Here is a 23019-nt window from a genome sequence, read left to right as displayed (position 1 = left end):
GTTTAATGACGCCATTCTCAATCAGCCAGGATCCGCGACATGGCACGCAAAGCCTTTGAAACCTTCGAAGCCGTATCCGCCGTAGTGCCCCGCGAGGGCGGTTACTATGCGGCGATTGCCACCAAAGCCATCGGTGGCTCGGGCGCACCGCGCTTCAACAAATTGCTGGAAGACCAGACTTTCAAGACCGCCAAAGATGCGGACGAAGCTGCCGCCCTGCAACTGACGCACCTCAAGGGCGTCGGCGAAGACGGCGAGTTGATCTGGTAATTACTTGACCGCTCCCGGGCGGAACATCTTGAACAAGGCCTCCGGGCCCAGTTGAAAGTAATCCGCTGGTCCGCCACCGCGCAGAATCGGTTCTGCCGCGGCGGTGTCGTACACCCCGTCCTTCAACAGCCATTTGGCGATGTGCACGGCGACCACTTCGCCGAGAATCAGCCAGCTCGGCACCACGTTGCCGTCAGCGCGCTGCAACTGGATGATCTGCGTGACCTTGCACTCGAAGGACACCGGGCTTTCGGCGACCCGTGGCACCTGAATGATTGTCGACGCGACGGGCGTCAGCCCGGACAACTCGAACTCGTTGACCTCTGGCCCGACCATCGCGCAGCTCTGGTTCATCTGTTCGGCCAGGGGCCGGGTTGCCAGGTTCCAGGCGAACTCGCCGGTCTGCTCGATGTTGTTCAGGCTGTCTTTGCGTCCGACGCTGGAAAATCCAATGATCGGTGGAATGTAGTTGAAGGCGTTGAAGAAACTGTAGGGCGCCAGGTTCAGGCGGCCGTCGGCATCCTGCGAAGAAATCCAGCCGATGGGGCGCGGGCCGACGATGGCATTGAACGGGTCATGCGGCAGACCGTGGCCGTTGGCGGGTTCGTAGTAGTGGATGTCGTCGGGCATGAAGGGATTCCTGTTGGTGTGGCGTTCATAGTGCAAGGATGCCCCCATAATTTCCAGCGCACGCAATCCCTTGTAGGAGCCGGCTTGCTGGCGATGGTGTGTCAGCTACGTTGATGTCGGCTGACACTCCATCGCCAGCAAGCCGGCTCCTACAGGGGGATTGTGTTTATTCAACGAAAAAGGGGCAGACCCGCTAAGGTCTGCCCCATTTTTTTGTTGCGCTGGCGAGCTTAGTCCGTCTCGATCCGCGAATGTTTGCGGGTGTCCTTCATGGTGATGTACACCAGCAACGACACGGCAATACACGCGGTGACATACCAGTAGTAACCGGTTTCCATGCCGATGCTCTTGAACCACAGCGCGATGTATTCAGCGGTGCCGCCGAAGATCGACACGGTCAGCGCATACGGCAAGCCAACGCCCAGGGCGCGGATTTCGGTCGGGAACAGCTCGGCTTTCACCACGGCGTTGATCGAGGTGTAGCCGCTGACGATGATCAGCGCCGCCATGATCAGGAAGAACGCGCCCCACCACGACTGAATGGTGTGCAGGGTGGTGAGGATCGGTACGGTGAACAGCGTGCCGAGGATGCCGAAGGCGATCAGGATCGGCCGACGACCGACCTTGTCCGACAGCCCGCCGATGATCGGTTGCAGGCACATGAACAGGAACAGCGTGGCAGCGGAAATGGTGGTGGAGTCGGAGATGCTCATGCCGACGGTGTTCACCAGGTATTTCTGCATGTACGTGGTGTAGGTGTAGAACGCCAGGGTGCCGCCCATGGTCAGGCCGACCACGGTCATCAGTTCCTTGGGATGGCGCATCAGCGTGCGCATGGCGCTTTCTTTTTTCTCTTTCTCGACCTTGGTGAACGACTCGGTCTCTTCCATGCCACGACGCAGGTAAAGCGCGACCACGGCACACAGCGCGCCGATGGCGAACGGAATACGCCAGCCCCACGCGTACAGCTCTTCGGTGGTCAGCACTTGTTGCAACACGATCAGCACCGCCAGTGCGATGAGCTGGCCAGAGATCAGGGTCACGTACTGGAAGCTGGAGTAGAAGCCGCGACGTTCCTTGGTCGCCATCTCGCTGAGGTAGGTGGCCGAGGTGCCGTATTCGCCACCGACCGACAGGCCTTGCAGCAGACGGGCGAACACCAGCAGGATCGGCGCGCCGATGCCGATGGTTTCATAACCGGGGCTCAGGGCAATCAGCAGCGAGCCGAAGCACATCAGGTACACCGAGGCCATCAATGCGCGTTTGCGCCCGGCCTTGTCGGCGTAGAGGCCCATCAGCCAGCCACCGATCGGGCGCATCAGGAAGCCCACGGCGAAGATCGCGGCGGTATTCAGCAGTTGAGCGGTGGTGTCGCCTTTGGGGAAAAATGCTTTGGCGAAGTACAGGGAGAAGGCGGCATAGACGTACCAGTCGTACCACTCGACCATGTTGCCGACCGAACCGCTGAAGATCGATTTGATACGACTGGCGGTGGTTCTTTCTTTGGCCGGCACGGCAGCCGACCCAAGGGGCAGGGCGTTGGAGTTATCCATTGAAGGATCCTTCGTTTAATTGTTTTTGTGGAGCGCGTTTAAACGCAGCCTGCGAGGGCTATAGCAGGAGCTGTGCCAACGGGGGGAGGGCCGGTTTAGAGGGGGGGTAGAGGTTTGAATGAGCGGAAATCCGCTTATTGGATTCGGGTGGTCAAGCGGATTTCCGCGCACGGACACAATCCTGTAGGAGCCGGCTTGCTGGCGATGGTGTGTCAGCGATGGGTGTGTCGACTGACACACCATCGCCAGCAAGCCGGCTCCTACAGGTTCAGTGTGAACATCTCGCGGGTCAGTCCATGCCGCTGCATCTTTTCATTGAACGTGCGGCGCGGCAGTTGCAGCTCTTCAAGCACCGCTTTCACATCACCCTTGTGCCGCGTCAGCGCCGCGCGCAGGCAATGCGCTTCGAACGCTTCCTGCTGCGCTGCCAGCGACTGCCCCGGATCGATGCCCGCAGGCGTGGGCTCTTCCAGCCCCAACACTTGCCGTTCGGCCACGTTCGCCAGTTCGCGCACATTGCCCGGCCAGTCGTGGCTCAGCAGATGGCTCAACTGCGGGCCGCTCAGCGGCGCAAACGTGCGGCCCAGCCGCTCGGCAGCCCTGTGCGCAAACGACTCGAACAACAATGGAATGTCTTCACGTCGATCACGCAACGGCGGTAAGCGCAACTCGGCGACGTTCAACCGATAGGCCAGATCCTCGCGAAAACGCCCGGCTCGCGCCTCATCCAGCAAATCCGGTTTGGTCGCAGCGATGATGCGCAAATCCACGCGAATGCTCTGATTGGAACCCAAGCGCTCCAGCTTCTGCTCTTGCAACACCCGCAGCAATTTCACCTGCTGGGCCAACGGCATGCTTTCGATTTCATCGAGAAACAGCGTGCCGCCATCGGCGTATTCAAGCTTGCCGATGCGCTTGCCCTGAGCGCCGGTGAACGCGCCGCTCTCGTGACCGAACAGCTCGGCCTCGAACAATTGCTCGGGAATCGCCGCACAGTTCAGCGCGACAAACGGCTTGTCGGCACGCGGGCCGAAGTCGTGCAGGCAGCGGGCGACCAGCTCCTTGCCGCTGCCGGTTTCACCGCGAATCAACACGTTGACCGGCAACGCCGCCAGGTCCAGCACTTGCCGACGCAACGTCTGCAAGCCACGGGACACGCCTAGCAAGGTTGCGTCGAGTTTGGCGCGGTTATCGGCCTGCTCATGCAACGCGCGGTTTTCCAGCACCAGCCGACGCTTGTCCAGCGCGCGGCGCAGGCTGCCGAGCAGGGTTTCCGGGCTGAAAGGTTTTTCGAGAAAGTCGTAGGCGCCATCGCGCATCGCATCGACCGCCATTGGCACATCGCCATGGCCGGTCAGCAGAATCACCGGCAAGTCGGCATCGCGGCGCTGCACTTCGGCGAGCAGTTCCAGCCCGGTCATGCCGGGCATGCGCACGTCGCTGAGGATCACCCCGGGGAAATGTTTCGGCAGCTGCGCCAGGCATTCATCGGCGCGGCTGAACAGTTGCACCTCGAAACCCGACAGGCTCAGCCATTGCTCGACGGCACTGCGGATGCTGCTTTCGTCGTCGACCACCATCACAGAATTCAGCATGCGCCAGGCGCCTCCGGATCGATGGGCAGGGTGAGGGTGAACACCGCGCCGTTGTCGTTATTATCGGCGCTCAGGCGTCCGCCCGATTCGTGAACGATGGCAAAGGATACGGCCAGACCGATGCCCAGGCCATCGCCCACCGGTTTGGTGGTGAAAAACGGATCGAAGACCTTCGACAGATTTTCTTCGGCGATGCCGCCACCGTTGTCGATGACGCTCAGGCGCCACAGTTGTTCGTCGGCTTCGAGGCGGATTTCCAGGCGTTTGCAGGGTTTGTCCTGCATCGCATCCAGGGCGTTGCGCAGCAGATTGATCAGCACCTGTTCCAGACGAATCGCATCGCCGCGCACCCACGCCGGGCGTGTCAGGTGCAACACGGTGCTGACCTGTTCATCGCGCAGACGCGTGTCGAGCAGATGCAGCGATTGGTCCACCACTGAAGCCAGGTCCAGGCGTTCGCGCAAGCCGCTGGGGCTTTTGCGGGCGAAGGTTTTCAAGTGGCCGGTGAGGGCGGCCATGCGCGTCAGCATCTCATCCACCGGTTTCAGTGCCTTGTAGGCGTCGTCGACCCGGCCGTGATCGAGCAGCAACCGCAGCGTCGCCAATTGCATGCGCTGGGCAGTCAACGGTTGATTGATTTCATGGGCCAGCGCCGCCGACATCTGGCCGAGGGCGGCCAGTTTGGCCGATTGCACCAGACCGTCCTGCGCCGTGCGCAGGTCGCGGGTGCGTTCTTCCACTAACTGTTCGAGTTCTTCGCGACTGCGCTGGCGCATCTTCGCCAGGCGCCAGCGCTGATTGAGGAACAGCAACAGAAACACCAGCGTCAGCCACAACCCGGCAGCGGCGAGGGCGGCGTTGCGACTGTCTTCGAACGCCACTTGCGGACGACGCAGCAAGTGCAGCGTCCAGCCCTCGGCGGTCAGTGGCAGGGATTCCCACAGGTAATCCGCTTTGCCGTCCGGGCCATCGACCCGCGCCAGTTCGCTGTTGTCATCGAAGCGCCGCAATGATTGATAGCCGAGCAGCGTCAGCGGCTGCTTGTCGTATTGGCGGGTGGCCTTGAGCTCGGCGTGGTCGCTTTCACTCAGCGGTTTCAACTGGCGATAGCGCCAGCCCGGTTGATTGGCGATAAAGATGATCCCGCGTGCATCGCTGACCAGCAGCGTGTCGCTGCCCTGACGCCATTCGCGCTCCAGTTCGGGAAATTCGAGCTTCACCACCATGGCGCCGAGAAACTTCCCAGCGTCATCGGTCACGGCGCTGGACAGGAAGTAACCAGGAATCCCGCTGGTCACGCCCACCGCATAAAAACGTCCGGTGCCTTGGGTACGAGTCTGGCTGAAATAGGGGCGAAAACCGTAGTTGTGACCGACGTAACTGCTGGGCAAACGCCAGTTGCTCGCCGCCACGGCGAGGCCGGTGTGATCGAGCAGTTCCAGGGTCGAGGACTCGGCGGCGCCGTTGATCTTTTCCAGTTTGCGGTTCAGCGCGTCCTGCTGTTCCGGCGTCACCGGAGCGTTTAGCGCCGAACGCAGCTCCGGGTCCAGCGCCAGCACGGCGGGCAGGGCGCGGTAGCGTTCGATCAGGGTGTGCAGGGAAGTGGCGTACAAGCCCAGTTGCAGATTGGCGCGTGCGGCGTCCTCCACCAGGGCCTGGCGCTCGGCGTGACGCATGGCCAGGGTGGCGGCGATAACCGCGCCAGCAAGGATAACAAAGGTGTATAGCGTCAGGCGCAGGGTGCGGGAGGTTGGCAGCATGCTTTGGGGGCAAACAGATAGAAGTCGGGCCGGCACCATAGCATGCTGGACCCGCTGTCAGAGACAAGCCTTTCATTAGCTGGTTGCAGGTGTTCTGCGAAAGAAATTCATGAAACCGCTCCAGTAGGTTGCTTGTTCACTATTTTCGCTTACAGGCTGATTTTGTCGCTCGGGTTCTTGATAATCCAGCGTTTCATGTGGCTCAACGTCAGTAAGGTTTTCATCGATGGCGAGGATGAGTGCCGGAGAATTAACGGCCTGGGTGATCGCATTTATTATACTTTCTGGCAGTTCCGAATCTTGCGTTGCATCTTGAAATTCATCATCGGGACCTTCCAATAGTTCCCTGATGCGACTGATTTCGACTTCAAGCCTCTGAAGCTGCTCTGTATTTCTATTGATCGTGGAAAGTTCGATGTTTTCTTGAGAGGTAGCAGTATTGCTCTCTAGATCCTTATTAACCCGACCCATGATGGTGAGGTTGTATGTGCGCAGAATAAATCGAGCCGCCATGTTGCCAATAACTCCCCCAATTATTCCACCGACTGCTGTGCCAACGGCTGCCGCTGTAACGCCGCCTCCTGCAGAGCCTCCATCCGGGTCGGTTGTTTCGTTTAACAAGCCTCCAATCAAACCGCCCAGCGTCCCCCCGAGTGCCCCGCCTCCCGAGGTCAACTTTGTTTTTGCACTGGTTGCGAGGAATCTCTGCATCCAGTGTTTTGAGTCGTTCAATAGGCTATTGGGATTTGTGTCTGCTAAATTTTCAAGGTCGTGTTTAGCATTAAGAAATCGGCGCAGATTGCGCCTTTGTTCATCACTCATACCTTCAAAGTCTAAATTTGCTGGCAGTGGTGGTTCTTCGGCCATTTGTCCTAGCGTGTCGACGTATCGCAGTGGATTGTTCCTGACCATCCGATAAACATTCACCCCATCCACATGCCCCGCTGGATCCGGATTCACCCACCGCCCCAACCACGGCGCAAAATACCGAAACCCATAGTAATAAAGCCCACAGGCATCCCTTTCCTTGCCCGAATACCGAATGGTCTTGTAATCCGCATCGACCTTCGAACGCGCCGCCCACCACGCCGTACCGCCATAGGGGTAGTAACCCTCATGGCTGATGACGCCCGCGTGTTTATCCAGTTCCAGGCTGCAAGACCCCAGATGATCGTCGACGCTGTAACGCAACTGATCAGCCTCGATATCGCCGGGCTTGCCCTTGATCCAATGCAGGCACCGCACGCTGCCACGGGCCAGTGGAACGCAGATGACGTGAAGTTCTTCGTCGTCATCGGTGGTGCGCACTTCCAGTCCCGGGAGGTAATGAACGACACGTCGATGAGCCACGGCATGAGCCTGTTGGGTGCTGAACTTGGCCACCCGTTCACCGGCCGCGTTGTAGCGATACCCTTCAGCGTCATCGGCCTCGGTCGGGCGGCCGACGGTGGTCACGCTTTGCAACTGATTCAACGCGTCCCAGGTCATCGGCTGTGCACCGGGGGCCAGGTATTGCTGGTTGCCGTTTGCGTCGAAATTGCCCGGGAAGTCCGGCTCGTCTTCTCCCTCGTTCCAGGGCAGGGCGCGGTTGCTTTGCGGATCGACGCGCAGCTGTTGCCTGAACGGATTTCCATCGCTGACATGACGCAGTTCGGTGCGGTTGCCGCTGGCGTCGTACACATAGAATTCGGTGTAGTTGAGCAGCCGCCCGGGGTCGATGGGACTGGGTGTGATCAGTTCCGGCAAGCCGGGGTTCTGACCGGCATTGGCAGTCTCACGACCCGTGGCGCAGGTCAGTTGGTAACGCGTGTCGTAGGTGTAAGTGTTTTCTGCCGCTACACGCTGGTTGGCGAAAAACGTGACGGGTTGGGTGTGGTCCACTATCCGCAGAATGTTGCCGACCGGGTCGTACTCATAACGCAGGTCCTGCAAGCGAGCACATGCCGACGTGGTGGCGGTCGAGCGCTTCAACCGGCCGCTCGCCGCCTCATAGGTCGCGCTGCTGGTGACGTCGTTGCCGGTTACCTGGGTCAGCAGTTGACCTTCGGCGTTGTAGCTCGCCGATTTCAACAGCGGTTGCCGGCCTTGAGATTCGAGACTCAGGTCAATGCGTTGCAATTGCCCGGCGCGATCAACACTGAAGTGTTGTCGATGACCACCGGCATCGGTCTGTTCAAGCACTTGCCCCGCCGGCCCGAAACGGCTCGCGGTGATGTACCCCGCGCCGGGTTGCAGCAGGGCGTCGCGTTCCGCTTCGACGACGGGCCAGTGGGGATGGACGTCAGACTGATCCGGCAGAAACCGCCGGCGTTGGCGGATAACGCCGCCATTGAGCGCTTGCTGGTCGAGCCAGACCACGCCGGCCCGATCATCGTGGCGGATCAGTTGTCCGCACTGATTGCGCTCGGCGAATTCACCCGTGTTGTCGGCGTAGGTCAGGCGTTCAACGGTGCGTAACGTCGAGCCTCGGGTTTGTTCAAGGACTGCCGTCAGCCGTCGCTGTGCGTCGTACTCATTCTGCCAATGACTGCCTCGACCATCCCAGTGCTCGCACATGTTCCCGGTCTTGTCCGGTAAGCCCAGACGCCATCCGGCGTCGCGACTTTCAGTGCACAACGCCGTGCCAGACAGGCTGTAAACCGTGGCCATGTTCGGGCGGGACGCAGGCGCGAGGAAGCGCGGATCCCGTTGCGCCACCAGGCGACCGGCGCCGTCATGCTCCTGAGCCGTCGCCAGCGCTTCGGGCCTGAGTTCACTGGCGACTCGCCGCCAGTACGCGACCTGACGGACTGGCAGGCCACGGTTGTCGATGACCGCCAGTTGTGGCGTATGCGAATGGATGCTCTTGTTCAATGGAGCGTTCTGTTGGTTCGGCGCTTTTCGGGTGGCGGCGGCTCAAACAGGTCATTCTCGTCAAACGCCACGGTGCACCAGATCCAGTACCACATTTCCCGGCGCAACGGTTTCAGCTCCGGTGGATCACCTTGCAGCATTTTTTTCGCCAGCACGGTTTCGGTCGGACGCCCTGCGGCATCGTAGAACTGCTTGTCGTGATAGGCGTGTTCACGCATTGAGTGGTCCTTGATGTATCCCCACCAATCCGCAAAGTACGGCCGGTAGATCCGCACTTTTTCACCCTTGTTGTTGTACTCGACCGGCTCGCTGACCCGCCAGCGCCGCACGGCTTCGGCTTCCTGCGGGATGCCATCGTCCTTGAGTTTCAAGGTGCCGTCGTCCAGCACCACCCAAGCCTTGCCCGGTTCGACCTCCTGTTTGGTTTGCAGCACCCGGCTGAAACCGTCCTGATGGCTGATGGCGATGCGAATCTGTAACTCCGGATCGCCGGGGTAACGGTCTGCTTGCAGGATCGCGATGTGCACCGGCTCACGATGGGCGGCATCGATGTATTGCTGGAGAAGCAGCTCGAAGGGCGTAGGGGCTTCAAGCTCGTGCAGATGCTCGCGAGCGTGATCGCAAAGATGGCCGCTGGGTAGCACAAACCCTTCTGCCAGCGCCCAGGTCAGCCATTCCTCGGTGGGCGGCTCGGTTGTCGGCAGACGGCCCATCCAGCTGAACGCGTCGCTGAACATAGCCATGGCGTAATTGCCGATGGCGACAAAGGGCGATTCGATGGCGTGGGACGGACTGCGGTCGTCGGGGCGCACGTAGTCGCTCAGGGGGTCGAAGCCGACCGCCTCACCCAGTTCGGTGCCATAAAAACTGGTGACCAGCACTTCGCCAAAAGCGTTGTAGCGCGCTTCCTGAGTGTTCTGATTGGGGTCTTTGATCGCTGCGGGCAGAAATGTGCAGTAATCAGTATCGAGGGTTTGAGTGATGCAACCGTCCGGCAATTCGATGGCCGTGTGTAGACACCAGTAAGGGTCGTGGGTGACTTTGGTGATGCCGTGGCTTCGGGTTTGCTGGAAGTGCCGGACGTTGTAAAAGCCTTCTGGCCCGTGATAGCTGGGGAACCCGCGGTGAACCGCCCACAGGTAGTTTTTCGCATCGGTCGGATCATCGATTTCGGTCGATTTCACCTTAGGCAAGAACCACTCCATGATGTGGTAACCCACCTCGGGTGATTCAAGCTTCTCCTTGAGATTGAAGGGCATGTTGCCGTCTTTGTCCTTGAGCTTGTCGTAAGCGCTCAAGGCCGTGGCATCCAGTTCGGCAATCACCACATGGGCCGGCAGCGCATGGACAGTCGCCGTGCCTTGTTCCAGGGTCTGACCGTTGAGAGGATCGGTGTAGAGCTGCATCGACATACCGGCGAGTACCGACTGCTTCGCCCATTCACCCTCATCCTTGCTCCACTCCAGAAAGTTCTTGTGGTTGATGTCTTTGATATTCAACTGCGCCTTTTCCAGTACCAGCGCATTACTGCGTTCCTGATACGGCAACCCCAGACGGAAAGGCATGCCCGATTTCCAGTCCTCTTTGTGGTCCACGTCAATGAATTCGGCCTTGGACTCGGTTAAATACCAGCACTGCTGCGCATCATCGTGGGCGTCTTTCCAATACCGGTTTTTATGCTCGTCATCAAAGGGTGGCACCCCATTGGTTTTGCGTCGGGCGTAGTAGACGACCATCGCGTGGAGCACGCTGCCGAACTCGTCCCATTTCAGGCTCAGGCTGTGTTCGCAACGCGGGTCGTCCGCCAGTTCAGGTTCGTACTGATAGCGGATCGATTCCAGCGCCATGGGTTGCAGCACGGCATAGGAGTAATGCTCGTTTTTTTCCCGCAGCAGGCGTACCAGAAAGCGAGCTTCCGTCACCGCATATGGCACAACCGGGTTATCCCAAGCGAAGATTTCAGAGCGCAGTGTCGAGCCACTGAGCGCACGTGCGATCTGGCGGGCCGTTTCTTCGTCAGGCTCCAGCGGTTCGCCGGCATTGTCGCGCACGTGAAAACGTTCCAGTTCAGTGTCTTTCAGCGCAACAGCCTGCGCATCGCCGCTGTAATACCCGTCCCTTGGCTGATCAATGGTCTTGCCCGTGTGAAACCAGGTTTTACTCAAGATCGGCGCGGTGAAGCCCTGGCTTGCGCGTTCCGCCTCGGTAGCTTCTGTATCGGTCTGCAATAACAGGCCAAAACCGCGGAACTCCCGTTCGATGTTGTCGTAGTAACCCTGGAGGTAACTCATGAGCTGGGTCAGTTTATTACCGGTGATTTCATCGACCTGAGTCTGGCGCTTGACCAGATGCATGGCGAACGGCACACCGGACTCGACGACTTTGTCTTTATCGATCTGATGGTGCTCGTATTCCTCGTCAAGGAACTCCTGTGCCGAACTGCGATAGTCGATGAGGCTGAGCGTGCCCATGTTGTTGTTGCTGCGGTTAACCAGATACGGTTTGGCTTTGACGAAGTCGTAGCGCCAGTGCCGGGGCGACATGTGCGGTACGGTCAGGACCAGACTGGTGCAACCCATCCCCAGCAGGTCCGCCGTGGTGACCTGGCACAATCGGTCGTAGCGCACGCCTTCGGGCCACGGCACTTCAACATGTTCGGTGGCGAAGCCCTTGCCGCAGTGGTTCATGAAGATCAGAAATCCATCGGATTGCAGATAGATCAGGTCAGTTGCACCCGAACCATCCAGGTCCGCCAGCAAGACTTGCGAAGCATTGAATGACTCGTAAGGAAACGTCGGGGTGCTGAGCACGATTCTTTTCCCGAAGCGCCCATGACCGAGGTTGGGCCAGCACTCCAGGCTGTTGTGACGGAGACGGAACAGGTGCTGTTTGCCGCTGCCCAGTACATCACTGAAACCCACTACTTCGGTTTCAGAATTGCTCGGCAGTGGCAGGGCATCGTCTTCGTCGTGTTCAACATCCCGGCCGGTACTGAACCCCTTGTCATCGCCCAGATTGGTGTACAAACGCACGCTGTTGCTGCCGATCAGGGCCACGTGAGTGCGACCGTCGCCTACCAGATCGGCCATCTGCGCCTGACGATGGAAATACTCCAGCGGGAAGGCTTTGTAGGGGACAAATCCTGACCACTGGCGGTCGGGGTTCATGGTGAAACAGCCATTCATGGCCGGGGCGTGCACCCCCCATTCGAGCTTGCCGTCACCGTTCAGGTCGGTGAGCGTCTGACGCAGCGATTTACTGCTGTCGGCCAGCGGAATGTACGGCAGTTGAGTCAAGTCGCCGTAGCGAACGTCATCGCTGGGGTAGTTATCGCGCAATGGTTCGCGGTAGAACCAGGCTTTGTCGTAGCGACATAAAATGCCGGGCATGCCTTTGCCGTACAAATCCACCAACTGGTAACGCTGACCGTCATTGAGGCCTGGCATCTGCGGGAACGCTTTCCAGCCGGGTTGATCGGCTTTTTTCAGATCGAAGGGCGCGTAGCTGAATTCGAACGGCGGCCGGCTCTCTACTTTGCCGTGTCGATCGTAGGCCTGAAGATGAGCGGCAATCAGGTGGTTGTATTCCAGCGCACCCTGGCGGTGCTGCAGAAAAAGCCGTTGAACCAGCTTTGGTGAGTCACCCAGTTCGTTGCGGAAATGGTGAAACATCAGCACCTGCCTGCAGAGGCGCCGCGTGCCCAGTTCGAATCCGTAATCGTGATTCCAGAACGGGTCGCTGCGCTCGAGCCATTTGTCGTGCTGATCGCCTCCTTGCAGGTACTCGGGGCCATAGACCGGTATTTGCGTCAGGTCGTGGCTGCGTTCGCCGTAATCGAACAGCAGATGAAAGTGGAAATCGACGTCTTTCCAGCCACCGTCTTTCAACGAATACAGCTCTGAGTCCGCCACCGCATTGCCGTACAGCACTCGCTGCAAATACCGCTGGGCACGGTAGTCGCGAAAATCGGGCGCGACCGGGTTCTGCGTTTCGGCCTTGTATTCATAGACGATGTGCTCGCCCCGAGGCGTGACGGTTTCGTCCAGCAGCCAGACCCCGACGCGTTCGGGCTCCTGAGGCTTGTTCTCGTCCCTGGGTTCCGCCCGGCGCGAGGCCAGCGTCTTGCCATAGACATGGCGATTGCCGTCGGCGCTATGAATCAACCAGAAACCGGCCGCATCGTCGTCACTGACCAGCCGTTCGATTTTGGCAAAACCGCCCTCGATGCGTGGCTGATAGCGAATGGCTCGATAGCTTGTCGTCCCGAGAGTGACGGTTCTGTCAACGATCTCGCCTTGGGCATCCAGCTCCGGCATCCAGGTTTCGCCATCGGCGCCGACCATCAGATCCTTGCGCTTGTCGTACAGTGGAACGCCCTTGCTCGTGCGCACCGTTATCGCATTCACGGTCAAATGCCAGCCGATACCGAAAATACTGTTGCCCACGTGGCTGCTGTAGCTCAGCGAAAGAGCCGGCACCATTTCCCGATTGGGAGCCTGGGAAATGGGCACCGGTATGGCCAACGAGGCCGAACCTGTAGTCCCCACTGCTCCCCAGCCGCCAAAACTGGCAATGGCGCCGCCGATTTTCGGTTGGGCAGGGGCCGAAATATTGATAGTGCCTTTTTGTTCTTCCGTGGCCATTTCCGTTTCCACCTGACAAGGACGCACAAGTGCCTTCAACTTATCAGGGGCAGCGGCGGCTGTGACCTGTCATATCTGACAGGTCAGCCCTGTTGGCCGGGGAAATTCCGGGATTACTCCAGGCGAAAAAAAACCGGTCTGTCGTCACCGACAGGCCGGTTTTTTCAGGGGCGTTTCAGCGCAACTTACTGCACTTCCACCGCCAGACTCTCACTGATCTTTTTCTGCCAGATGGCAGGACCGGTGATGTGTACCGATTCACCTTTGCTGTCCACTGCAACAGTCACCGGCATGTCCTTCACGTCGAACTCGTAGATGGCTTCCATCCCCAGTTCAGCGAAGGCCACCACGCGGGATTTCTTGATGGCTTGTGCCACCAGATAAGCCGCGCCGCCAACCGCCATCAGGTAAACGGCCTTGTGGTCCTTGATCGCGTCGATTGCGGTCGGGCCGCGTTCGGATTTGCCGATCATGCCCAACAGGCCGGTTTGCTCGAGGATCTGACGGGTGAACTTGTCCATCCGCGTCGCGGTGGTCGGACCGGCAGGGCCCACCACTTCTTCGCGCACCGGATCAACCGGGCCGACGTAGTAGATGAAGCGACCTTTGAGGTCCACCGGCAGGGTTTCACCCTTGTTCAGCATCTCGACCATGCGCTTGTGCGCAGCGTCGCGACCGGTGAGCATCTTGCCGTTGAGCAGGACGGTTTCGCCCGGCTTCCAGCTCTGCACGTCTTCCGGGGTCAGGGTGTCGAGGTTGACGCGACGGGCCGACGGGCCGGCTTCCCAGACGATTTCCGGGTAGGCGTCCAGCGGTGGCGCTTCCAGCGAAGCCGGGCCGGAACCGTCGAGCACGAAGTGCGCGTGACGGGTGGCGGCGCAGTTCGGGATCATGCACACCGGCAACGAAGCGGCGTGGGTCGGGTAGTCCATGATCTTCACGTCGAGCACGGTGGTCAGGCCACCGAGGCCTTGAGCACCGATGCCCAGTTGGTTGACCTTCTCGAACAGCTCCAGACGCATCTCTTCGATACGGTTGGACGGGCCGCGCTTTTTCAGCTCGTGAATGTCGATGGATTCCATCAACACTTCCTTGGCCATCACCGCGGCTTTCTCGGCGGTGCCGCCGATGCCGATGCCGAGCATGCCCGGTGGGCACCAGCCGGCGCCCATTTCCGGAACGGTCTTCAGTACCCAGTCGACGATCGAGTCGGACGGGTTGAGCATGGCCATTTTCGACTTGTTCTCGGAACCGCCGCCCTTGGCCGCCACGTCCACTTCCACGGTGTTACCCGGAACGATGGAGTAGTGGATAACGGCCGGGGTGTTGTCCTTGGTGTTTTTACGAGCGCCCGCCGGGTCGGCGAGGATCGAGGCACGCAGGACGTTTTCCGGCAGGTTGTAAGCCCGGCGCACGCCTTCGTTGATCATGTCGTCCAGGCCCATGGTGGCGCCATCCCAACGTACGTCCATGCCCACGCGAACGAACACGGTGACGATGCCGGTGTCCTGGCAGATCGGGCGGTGGCCGGTGGCGCACATGCGCGAGTTGATCAGGATTTGCGCCATCGAGTCACGGGCCGCTGGCGATTCTTCGCGCAGGTAGGCTTCGTGCATCGCCTGGATGAAATCCACGGGGTGGTAATAGGAAATGAATTGCAGGGCGTCGGCAACGCTCTGAATCAGGTCGTCTTGCTTGATCACGGTCATGAGTCGCGCTCCTCTAAAAGACGGGAACATTCAATAAGGTGCTTGCAGCTTGGGTGCATCGGTCGGTTGCAAGCACCTTTCAAGGCACGCCGGGCATGCTGGCGCGACGCTAAAAAGGCGCGGCAGTATAACGCGCCTCGCAGGCGGGCACACGCGCCGGCAGTCAATCGTTGGTCGTACAGATTCACGCGCATTACCTGTAGGAGCCGGCTTGCTGGCGATAGCGGTGTAACAGTCGACATTAATGTTGAATGTCAGACCGCCATCGTCGGAGCGCCGCCCGCAGCAAGCCGGCTCCTACACAGTGGTGATGTTTTTGCGCAAATTCAGGGAGGGTCTAAAGTCATGCCCTTGACGCCGGTTTTCCGGCCTGAAAATTGAATGGTCATTTGTCAGACACGCCACTAAAGTGGCATTCGGTCTGTAGAGTAGGACACTCGGTCAGCCTCCTTTCGCACGGTGAGTCAACGATTGACCCATAACGCTATCCAGCGCCTTTTGCTCAAACGTTTTGCCCTTGCGGCCGGCACCTACGCCCTGGCTCTACTGCTGCTGTGGCTGGCGTTTTTCACTGGTCATTACGATGAACCCCTGGCGAATGTCGCCGTCGGCAGCGCACTGGTGGTCATCAGTCAGGCGGCACTGTTCGCGGTGTTTTACAGCGGTTGCAACCTGCGTTTTTCCGATCCCAGCCTGACCGAAGCACAAGTGTTGCTGGGGCTGGGCTGGCAAACCTGGCTGATCGCCAATCTGGATGAGGCACGCGGCGCGTTCCTGGTGTTCTACGTGCTGATTCTGTTGTTCGGGCTGTTTCACCTGTCGCGTCGGGCCTTTTTGCGGTGCGCGCTGTTGGTGTTTTTCAGTTTCAGCACGATCACGCTGTGGGAGGGTTACCACTTCCAGTTGGCCGATCCGGCGCTGGCCGCGTTACAGGTGTGCGTGCTGTTTATCGTGCTGGTCTGGCTGGAGCTTTACGCCCGTTACGTCCAGGCCTCACGCCTGCGGATGCGGCAGCGTCGATTTGCCTTGCAGGCGCATCAGGACACCCTGCGCGGAATGATGCGCCAGCTCGAAGACCTGGTGGCCACCGACGAATTGACCGGGCTGTTCAATCGCCGGCATTTCCTGCGCCTGGCCTCCCGCGAGCTCAACGCCATGGAACCCGGCGTGCTGCATGGCCTGGCGCTGATCGACCTCGATCACTTCAAACGCATCAACGACATGCACGGCCACGCTGCTGGCGATCAAGTGCTGCAAGCCTTCGCCGGTGTGGCCAGCGCCTGCCTGCGCGAGGGCGATGTATTGGCCCGCTATGGCGGCGAAGAGTTCGTGGTGTTGCTGCCCGATTGCAGCGGCGAACGCCTGACCTCCTGCTGCGAACGACTGCGTATTGCCTTCACCGATGTCGAGTTGATCGGCCTGAAGGTCGGCAATCTCAGCCTGTCGGCGGGCATGACGCTGCTGGAGCCGGGCGACGATCTCGACGATGCCTTGCAACGTGCCGATCAGGCGCTCTATCGCGCCAAACGCGACGGCCGCAATCGTTGCGCGGCAGCGTGGGAGAACGTCGATGCCTGAGTTGCGGGTCGGCGATCGTCAATGGTCGGTGGCAGTGGGCAGCAATCTGCTCGACGCGTTGAATCAAAACGGCGTGTCCGTTCCCTACAGTTGCCGCGCCGGCAGTTGCCATGCGTGCCTGGTGCAATGCACGCAAGGATTGCCGAGTGATAGCCGCCCCGATGCCTTGAGTGCAGAACAGCGTCAGCAAGGCTGGCGCCTGGCGTGCCAGTGTCAGGTGATCGAGGATTTGCAGGTGCATGCCTTCGACCCGCTACAGGACGGCAGCCCGGCCGAGGTCGCCGCCGTCGATTGGTTGAGCAGCAGCGTATTGCGTTTGCGCCTGACCCCTCTGCGTCCGTTGCGCTACAGCGCCGGGCAGCATCTGGTGTTGTGGGCCGGTCACGTGGCGCGGCCATATTCCCTCGCCAGCCTGCCGGGAGAAGATCGCTTTCTGGAGTTTCACCTTGATTGTCGTCAGCCCGGTGCATTCAGTGATGCTGCGCGTCAGTTGCAGATCGGCGACTCGCTGCGTCTCGGCGAACTGCGTGGCGGCGCACTGCATTACGACGCCGACTGGCACACCCGACCGTTGTGGCTGATGGCCGCCGGCACCGGGCTGGGTCCGTTGTTTGGCGTTTTGCGCGAAGCCCTGCGTCAGGATCACCAGGGCACCATCCGCGTCATTCACCTGGCCCATGATGCCGATGAGCATTATCTGGCCAAACCCCTGCAAGCCATGGCCGCCAGCCGCCCGAACCTCAGCATCGAGCTGTGGACGCCGACCGAGTTGCCCGCGGCTTTGGCGCAACTGCGGCTTGTTTCCCGGCAAACCCTGGCCTTACTCTGCGGGTCCCCCGACAGCGTCGACGCCTTCGCACGGCGCCTGTACCTGGCGGGACTGCCGCGCAATCAACTGCTGGCCGACGTCTTCCTGCCCCGCGGTTGAGCGCTGATTTCCAGACGCGAGACCGACCATGACCGATGCCATCCAGATTGAACGCGAACGCGGCCTGCTGACCTTGCGCCTCAATCGTCCCGACAAGAAAAACGCCCTGACCCGTGCGATGTACAGCCACTTGGCCGAGGCGTTGAAACAAGCTGACACCGACCCCGAAATCAACGCCGTGCTGATCACCGGCAGCGCCGAGTGCTTCACCGCCGGCAACGACATCGCCGACTTCATTCAACAACCGCCGAGCAACCTCGACAGCCCGGTGTTCCACTTCATGCTCAACCTGCTCGAATGTCGCAAACCGGTGGTCGCCGCCGTGGCTGGCGCCGCCGTGGGAATCGGCACGACGCTGCTGCTGCATTGCGATCTGGTGTATGTCAGCCGTGATGCGCGCTTGCGCATGCCCTTCGTCAACCTCGGCTTATGCCCGGAATTCGGTTCCAGCCTGCTTTTACCTCGATTGCTCGGGCATGCCAAAGCGGCGCAATTGTTATTGCTCGGTGAAGGTTTCAGCGGTGAACAAGCGGCCGAGTGGGGCATTGCGACCGAAGCGTTGGGCAGTGGCGAAGCGGCGTTGGCCAAAGCGCGGGAGATGGCGTTGCGGTTTGAGTCCCTGCCGCCGGAAGCGGTGCGCATCAGCAAACAATTGATGAAAGCCCCGGACCGTGAGCAACTGCGCAAAGTGATAGAAGAAGAGGGCGCGTTGTTCACGCAGCGGCTGCGCTCGCCGGAAGCGATTGCGGCGTTGTCGGGGTTTATCAATCGGTAGACAAAAGGCAGCGGCTCGACAGGCCAGGCGTTGCCTTTCGAAAAAACCACCACTCTTCAGACACCGTTCAAAAGCCGTGTGACGATGACCGCTTTGCCATAAAAGCCATCATAGTCATTTCCTACCACCAGTATTTTTCCGTCGGATTGCATGCCCATTCCATGAGCGAGAGGGCGGTAGCCGCTAAGCTCGGGAGTCACCCAGCCCTTGGCGTTTCCAAAGGTTGTGTCGCGTTTACCATTGCTCAGGTATCGCGCGGTGACAAAATTTAAACTCTGAGCGCCACGGATATATCTTCCCGAGGCAATAATTTTTCCGTCTTTAAACCCCATGCCCAAAAACAGGACCGCAGCAGAATTGTCAAAATTCTCGTAAACGGGAGCACCTTGATTAAACGTCCTGTCGATCTGCCCTTCAGGTGTATAAGCCGCAAGCAAGCCATGACGGTCGGGGAAGCCATAACCTGTGGCGACGGTCCGCCCATCAGGCAGTACTGCAAGGGCTTTAAATACAAAACTGGGTCCTTCCAAAAGTCGGTATCCGGTGCCAGCAAAGCTTTTGTCAAAACGTCCATCGATATTGAGGCGAGCCAGAAGGGCACCTGAGCCGGCCCATCCGCATACTGTGATTTTGCCATCCTGCACGACGATGTCGTCAAACGAGCTGCGCACGTGGAGTACTTCAGACAGGGATACGTAACCTTTTCCGTTATTAAATGACAGCTCTGGCCTACCGTCGTAATCGAAACACATTACCCTGGCGATAAGCCCTATCGCTGGTTCAAACGCTGAGGAAATAACATAAATCTTGCCGTCTGCCACTTGGACGCTGCGGCTTGACGAGGTATTACCGGACTGCATGATATCTGAGCTCAACGACTGATCAGAGTTGGTTTCAAAAGATGGGTCGAGGAGCAAAATGCCGTCGCTACCGAAACTTTTGTCCAGCTCTCCTTTATCGGTCAAGCGAACCAGGTAGCTTGCTTGCGTCGACGCGCCTTCTCCCACAGCGCTTCGGCCTACGGCTACAAGAATTTTGTCTTCTGCGCCACTGCCCAGATAGAAGATTTGAAAGGGTGATGTGCCTAAGCCGTCGCTGCCAGGCCGTGGGAGCCTGACGTGTGTGGTACCCGCTTTGCCGAAACCATGATCGGGCGTGCCATCGCTCAAAACCCGAGTCAGGGAAAAATGCTCACCTAGCACCGTATCAGGTGACCAACTGCTTCCCCCGATATAGATTTTGCCGTTGGGTGCTTCAGAAACAATCTGGCCGTTAGTCGTCATGAAATCGGCGTATTTCAGCACCACGTATCCGGGAGTTGTGGATGGCCCAAAGCTCGGGTCGAGTTCACCTGGGCTAAGCTGTGATTCAGTCATTTTTTTCTGCTCCTTGAATAAATAATGATTTAACTTCAGGGTGGCTATCGATCATCCATATTCCCGAAGCTCAATCGCATTTAGCGAGGCGTGCAGAAAGCTGTCTACTGTCATATCTGACAGGTAGTGACGTTGGAAAAGTGTAATTGTCTGTTTTCATAACAAAAAAAGCCCCGCCATTCACATAGCGGGGCTTTTTGTTTTCAACAACCGGTCACTCAAACCATCGGATCGCCAACGTGCAGGATTTTCATCCCGTTGGTGCCGCCAGTGGTGTGGTAGCTGTCGCCCTTGGTCAGGATGACCCAGTCGCCTTTCTGCACGACGCCACGCTTGACCAGTTCGTCGATTGCCGCCTGGCTGACTTCATTTGGAGCCAGCGAAGCCGGGTCGAACGGAATGGTGTACACGCCACGGAACATTGCGGCGCGCGCCTGAGCTTCACGGTGTGGGGTGAACGCGTAGATCGGCACCGAGGAACGGATACGCGACATGATCAGCGGGGTGTAGCCGCTTTCGGTCAACGCGATGATGGCCTTCACGCCCGGGAAGTGGTTGGCGGTGTACATGGTTGCCAGCGCAATGCTCTCGTCACAGCGCTGGAACTCTTTGCCGATGCGGTGGCTGGAGGTCTTGCTGGTCGGGTGCTTTTCAGCGCCGACGCAAATGCGCGCCATCGCTTGCACCGCTTCCAGCGGGTACAGGCCGGCAGCACTTTCGGCAGACAGCATCACGGCGTCGGTGTAGTCGAGTACGGCGTTGGCTACGTCGGACACTTCGGCGCGGGTCGGCATCGGGTTCTGGATCATCGACTCCATCATCTGGGTCGCCACGATCACGGCCTTGTTGTGGCGGCGTGCATGCAGAATGATCTTCTTCTGAATGCCCACCAGCTCGGCATCGCCGATTTCCACGCCCAGGTCACCACGGGCCACCATCACGGCGTCGGACGCATTGATCAGGCCATCGAGGGTTTCGTCGTCGGCCACGGCTTCGGCGCGTTCGATCTTCGCCACCAGCCAGGCAGTACCGCCAGCCTCGTCGCGCAGCTTACGGGCGTATTCCATGTCGGCGGCGTCACGCGGGAAGGACACGGCGAGGTAGTCGACTTCCATCTCGGCAGCGAGCTTGATGTCGGCCTTGTCTTTCTCGGTCAGGGCTGGAGCGGTCAAGCCGCCGCCGCGACGGTTGATGCCTTTATGGTCGGACAGCGGGCCGCCGATGGTCACGGTGCAGTTCAGTTCGGTGGCGGTGGCGGTATCGACGCGCATTACCACGCGGCCGTCGTCGAGCAGCAGCTCGTCGCCCACGCCGCAGTCTTTGACCAGGTCCGGGTAGTCGATGCCGACCACTTGCTGGTTGCCTTCGGTCAGAGGATGGCTGGTGGAGAAGGTGAATTGATCACCGATCTTCAGCTCGATCTTCTTGTTGGCAAATTTGGCGATACGGATTTTCGGGCCTTGCAGGTCACCCAGCAGGGCAACGAAGCGGCCGTGCTTGGCAGCGAGGTCACGCACCAGCTTCGCACGAGCCTTGTGCTCGTCGGGGGTGCCGTGGGAGAAGTTCAGGCGGGCGACGTCCAGGCCAGCCAGAATCAGCTGTTCGAGAACTTCCGGCGAGTTACTGGCCGGGCCAAGGGTAGCGACGATTTTGGTACGACGGACGGACATGCAAAGACTCCTGAGTTCAAGCGCTGAGTGAGGCTACTATGCTCTTGGGGTGTAGTCATTGTTCGTTTGCACTACTTATTCGTTTTTATCTTTAAATGAACATTCCTGAAGATTTTCGCCCAAGGGTCGATACAGAGCTCAAGACAGGAGAACCCCCATGCGATTCGTGCTCATAGCCGCCCTTGCCCTCAGTGTCGTGGGCTGCACCCGTTTTTCGATGAACCATCATTTGAATAATGCCTACAGCGCTTATGACCGTGGCAATTGCGAGCAGGTTACGCTCGAACTGTCCAAAGTCGAACGCGCCAGCCGCGCGCGGCCTTATGTGTGGCCAGAAGTGTCGATGCTGCGCGGCTTGTGCCTGGAACGGCAGAAAATGTTCGTGGATGCGGCGCAAACCTACCAGTTCATCCAGGCGTCGTACCCGCAAAGCGAGTACGCCTACCGCGCCCGCGCCCGGCTGGAAACCTTGCAGTCGCTGGGTCACTACCCGCTGCGCAGTGCGGCGGCGGTGCGCCCTACGCGGTTCTGATTGCAGCGGTCATTCAACCACTGGCTCACCGGCGGTGGTGAGCTATAGTCGAATAAACCGGTTTAGAGCCTTGTTTCTAAATCGACGTAACACCTGTGATCGGCAGGCGTAAGTGGCAGCGGTTTCATGGACTGCCGCACCGGGATCGGGGAGAGCGCGCTCATTGCCGGGCCCTTGTTTGATAACGGCAGGCAGGCCCGTTCCGAAGCATTAGTGCGGCCCTGCTTAAGGGCCTTGCGTAGCGAAATCAGCATGTTCACTGACCGCCGGATCGAGCGGCATCAACTGCCGTATTTTCTGAAAGTGTTCAACAGCGTCACCGACAAACCGATTGGTTTCCTGGGCAACGTCTCTGAAGACGGGCTGATGCTCATCAGTCAGCTGCCGATGATGATCGGCGCCGATTTTGATCTGCGCTTGAAAATCCCCATGGCCGATGGCTGCCAGCAGGTCATCGACCTCAAGGCCTGCTGTCTGTGGTGCCACGAAGACGCAACCCCTCACCACTATGACGCCGGGTTCAGCCTGCAATGGGCACCGCCGGAGTTTGGGCAATTGGTGGAGGCGTTGAAGCAGTACTTCAGTTTTCAGCCGTTGCCGGCTTCGGCATGAGTTGAATCGTCATCGCGAGCGACAGGCAACCCAAAAGCACCGGCTGAAAGACCATTGCGAACCATTCGTCGGCACTGTTATTTCTAACAGCTAGTAGAGCCGTCGTGCCTGAGATAAAACGGCCTGAAACTTCCTGACAAAGGCGAATCATTATGACTGAAGTAAGTGATGGCCCCTCGATTCTCACAGGGCACGGTATGAAAACTCCCATCGAGGGCGGTCATTACAGATCGCCATTTGTCGTTGCTGGCACTTCTCCGTACAGTTCCGGCGGGTTGAAAAACGGTCGAACGGTGCTTGATTTCCACCAGTTTGCTGCCATGCAACAGGAAACTCATCAATACGCTAGCGGTGACGGATCGTTTTCTTATACTCAAACGTTAGAGCCTGGTCCTTGGTGGTTGGGTGTTCGGCATAAATGGTGGTGGTCGAGCGGTGGCTCAGGAGATGAAACTGACTTCCTGGGTGTGGGCAATTTTTATGTATTGACCCCGCCTCGGAACATCCCACCTGCAGCTGAATAGCTAACCAGCAA

General features: G+C 59.1%; 16 protein-coding genes. 7 read left to right on the top strand and 9 right to left on the bottom strand.

Features of this window, described 5'->3' with window-relative positions; all coding sequences use genetic code 11:
• The first annotated feature begins 39 nt into the window (after window positions 1-39).
• Complete coding sequence (locus IB254_RS09510) at window positions 40-270, top strand: hypothetical protein (protein WP_192417123.1); 231 nt, start codon at window positions 40-42, stop codon at window positions 268-270.
• Here the strand turns inward: IB254_RS09510 and IB254_RS09505 are convergent, their stop codons facing one another.
• The 7 genes from IB254_RS09505 to IB254_RS09475 form a co-directional block, all read right to left on the bottom strand.
• Window positions 271-900: a flavin reductase family protein gene (locus IB254_RS09505; protein WP_192417122.1), complete on the bottom strand. Its 630-nt coding sequence runs from the start codon at window positions 898-900 to the stop codon at window positions 271-273.
• Between the two features lie 230 nt (window positions 901-1130).
• A complete protein-coding gene (locus tag IB254_RS09500; RefSeq protein WP_192417121.1) occupies window positions 1131-2453 on the bottom strand; it encodes an MFS transporter in 1323 nt (440 codons plus the stop codon).
• Between the two features lie 260 nt (window positions 2454-2713).
• On the bottom strand, window positions 2714-4048 hold the full coding sequence (locus IB254_RS09495; RefSeq protein ID WP_192417120.1) for a sigma-54-dependent transcriptional regulator: 1335 nt from the start codon (window positions 4046-4048) through the stop codon (window positions 2714-2716).
• Window positions 4042-5808, bottom strand: a complete 1767-nt coding sequence (locus tag IB254_RS09490; protein ID WP_192417119.1) for a sensor histidine kinase — start codon at window positions 5806-5808, stop codon at window positions 4042-4044. The genes IB254_RS09495 and IB254_RS09490 overlap by 7 nt, the downstream gene beginning before the upstream one ends.
• A 75-nt stretch (window positions 5809-5883) precedes the next feature.
• Entirely contained in the window at window positions 5884-8661 is a 2778-nt protein-coding gene (locus IB254_RS09485) for an RHS repeat domain-containing protein (protein WP_225602299.1), read from the bottom strand.
• Window positions 8658-13304: a SpvB/TcaC N-terminal domain-containing protein gene (locus IB254_RS09480; protein ID WP_192417118.1), complete on the bottom strand. Its 4647-nt coding sequence runs from the start codon at window positions 13302-13304 to the stop codon at window positions 8658-8660. Before IB254_RS09480 ends, IB254_RS09485 begins: the two co-directional genes overlap by 4 nt.
• Window positions 13305-13489: 185 nt before the next feature.
• Window positions 13490-15013 carry a fumarate hydratase gene (locus IB254_RS09475; RefSeq protein ID WP_150633235.1) on the bottom strand — a complete coding sequence of 508 codons (1524 nt, stop codon included), beginning with the start codon at window positions 15011-15013 and terminating at the stop codon, window positions 13490-13492.
• 471 nt (window positions 15014-15484) lie between these two features.
• Between IB254_RS09475 and IB254_RS09470 the strand changes: the two genes are divergently transcribed.
• Genes IB254_RS09470 through IB254_RS09460 form a run of 3 tightly spaced genes read left to right on the top strand, consistent with a single transcriptional unit; the run spans window position 15485 to window position 18294 of the window.
• Window positions 15485-16591 carry a GGDEF domain-containing protein gene (locus tag IB254_RS09470; RefSeq protein WP_192417117.1) on the top strand — a complete coding sequence of 369 codons (1107 nt, stop codon included), beginning with the start codon at window positions 15485-15487 and terminating at the stop codon, window positions 16589-16591.
• Window positions 16584-17519, top strand: coding sequence for an iron-sulfur-binding ferredoxin reductase (locus tag IB254_RS09465; RefSeq protein ID WP_192417116.1), 936 nt, complete (start codon window positions 16584-16586; stop codon window positions 17517-17519). The genes IB254_RS09470 and IB254_RS09465 overlap by 8 nt, the downstream gene beginning before the upstream one ends.
• Window positions 17520-17547: 28 nt before the next feature.
• Window positions 17548-18294 (top strand): enoyl-CoA hydratase-related protein, encoded by a 747-nt coding sequence (locus IB254_RS09460; RefSeq protein WP_192417115.1) that lies wholly within the window; start codon window positions 17548-17550, stop codon window positions 18292-18294.
• 56 nt (window positions 18295-18350) lie between these two features.
• On the opposite strand, the gene IB254_RS09455 is transcribed toward IB254_RS09460, so the two are convergent.
• Together IB254_RS09455 and pyk are read right to left on the bottom strand one after the other, a co-directional pair.
• Window positions 18351-19670, bottom strand: a complete 1320-nt coding sequence (locus IB254_RS09455) for a hypothetical protein (protein ID WP_192417114.1) — start codon at window positions 19668-19670, stop codon at window positions 18351-18353.
• Between the two features lie 218 nt (window positions 19671-19888).
• Entirely contained in the window at window positions 19889-21340 is a 1452-nt protein-coding gene (gene pyk, locus IB254_RS09450; protein WP_192228617.1) for a pyruvate kinase, read from the bottom strand.
• Window positions 21341-21497: 157 nt separating this feature from the next.
• Between pyk and IB254_RS09445 the strand changes: the two genes are divergently transcribed.
• From IB254_RS09445 to IB254_RS09435, 3 genes are all read left to right on the top strand, one after another.
• Complete coding sequence (locus tag IB254_RS09445; protein ID WP_008031709.1) at window positions 21498-21872, top strand: tetratricopeptide repeat protein; 375 nt, start codon at window positions 21498-21500, stop codon at window positions 21870-21872.
• Window positions 21873-22124: 252 nt separating this feature from the next.
• Window positions 22125-22484 carry a PilZ domain-containing protein gene (locus tag IB254_RS09440; RefSeq protein WP_032828936.1) on the top strand — a complete coding sequence of 120 codons (360 nt, stop codon included), beginning with the start codon at window positions 22125-22127 and terminating at the stop codon, window positions 22482-22484.
• A 152-nt stretch (window positions 22485-22636) separates the two neighbouring features.
• A complete protein-coding gene (locus IB254_RS09435) occupies window positions 22637-23008 on the top strand; it encodes a hypothetical protein (RefSeq protein ID WP_192417113.1) in 372 nt (123 codons plus the stop codon).
• Window positions 23009-23019 lie beyond the last annotated feature (11 nt).

Origin of the sequence: Pseudomonas sp. PDM03 (genome assembly GCF_014852385.1) — a bacterium.
Lineage (GTDB): Bacteria > Pseudomonadota > Gammaproteobacteria > Pseudomonadales > Pseudomonadaceae > Aquipseudomonas > Aquipseudomonas migulae.
The sequence above is the reverse complement of the archived record's forward strand: the minus strand, read 5'-3'. Positions and strand labels throughout refer to the sequence as shown.

What these genes read in the sequence shown, in the direction of transcription:
- IB254_RS09435 (WP_192417113.1), top strand. Translation starts at nt 22,637, where the DNA reads ATGACTGAAGTAAGTGATGGCCCCTCGATTCTCACAGGGCACGGTATG.
- IB254_RS09475 (WP_150633235.1), bottom strand. Translation starts at nt 15,013, where the DNA reads ATGACCGTGATCAAGCAAGACGACCTGATTCAGAGCGTTGCCGACGCC.
- IB254_RS09495 (WP_192417120.1), bottom strand. Translation starts at nt 4,048, where the DNA reads ATGCTGAATTCTGTGATGGTGGTCGACGACGAAAGCAGCATCCGCAGT.
- IB254_RS09440 (WP_032828936.1), top strand. Translation starts at nt 22,125, where the DNA reads ATGTTCACTGACCGCCGGATCGAGCGGCATCAACTGCCGTATTTTCTG.
- IB254_RS09465 (WP_192417116.1), top strand. Translation starts at nt 16,584, where the DNA reads ATGCCTGAGTTGCGGGTCGGCGATCGTCAATGGTCGGTGGCAGTGGGC.
- IB254_RS09490 (WP_192417119.1), bottom strand. Translation starts at nt 5,808, where the DNA reads ATGCTGCCAACCTCCCGCACCCTGCGCCTGACGCTATACACCTTTGTT.
- IB254_RS09505 (WP_192417122.1), bottom strand. Translation starts at nt 900, where the DNA reads ATGCCCGACGACATCCACTACTACGAACCCGCCAACGGCCACGGTCTG.
- IB254_RS09510 (WP_192417123.1), top strand. Translation starts at nt 40, where the DNA reads ATGGCACGCAAAGCCTTTGAAACCTTCGAAGCCGTATCCGCCGTAGTG.
- IB254_RS09500 (WP_192417121.1), bottom strand. Translation starts at nt 2,453, where the DNA reads ATGGATAACTCCAACGCCCTGCCCCTTGGGTCGGCTGCCGTGCCGGCC.
- IB254_RS09445 (WP_008031709.1), top strand. Translation starts at nt 21,498, where the DNA reads ATGCGATTCGTGCTCATAGCCGCCCTTGCCCTCAGTGTCGTGGGCTGC.
- IB254_RS09455 (WP_192417114.1), bottom strand. Translation starts at nt 19,670, where the DNA reads ATGACTGAATCACAGCTTAGCCCAGGTGAACTCGACCCGAGCTTTGGG.
- IB254_RS09480 (WP_192417118.1), bottom strand. Translation starts at nt 13,304, where the DNA reads ATGGCCACGGAAGAACAAAAAGGCACTATCAATATTTCGGCCCCTGCC.
- pyk (WP_192228617.1), bottom strand. Translation starts at nt 21,340, where the DNA reads ATGTCCGTCCGTCGTACCAAAATCGTCGCTACCCTTGGCCCGGCCAGT.
- IB254_RS09460 (WP_192417115.1), top strand. Translation starts at nt 17,548, where the DNA reads ATGACCGATGCCATCCAGATTGAACGCGAACGCGGCCTGCTGACCTTG.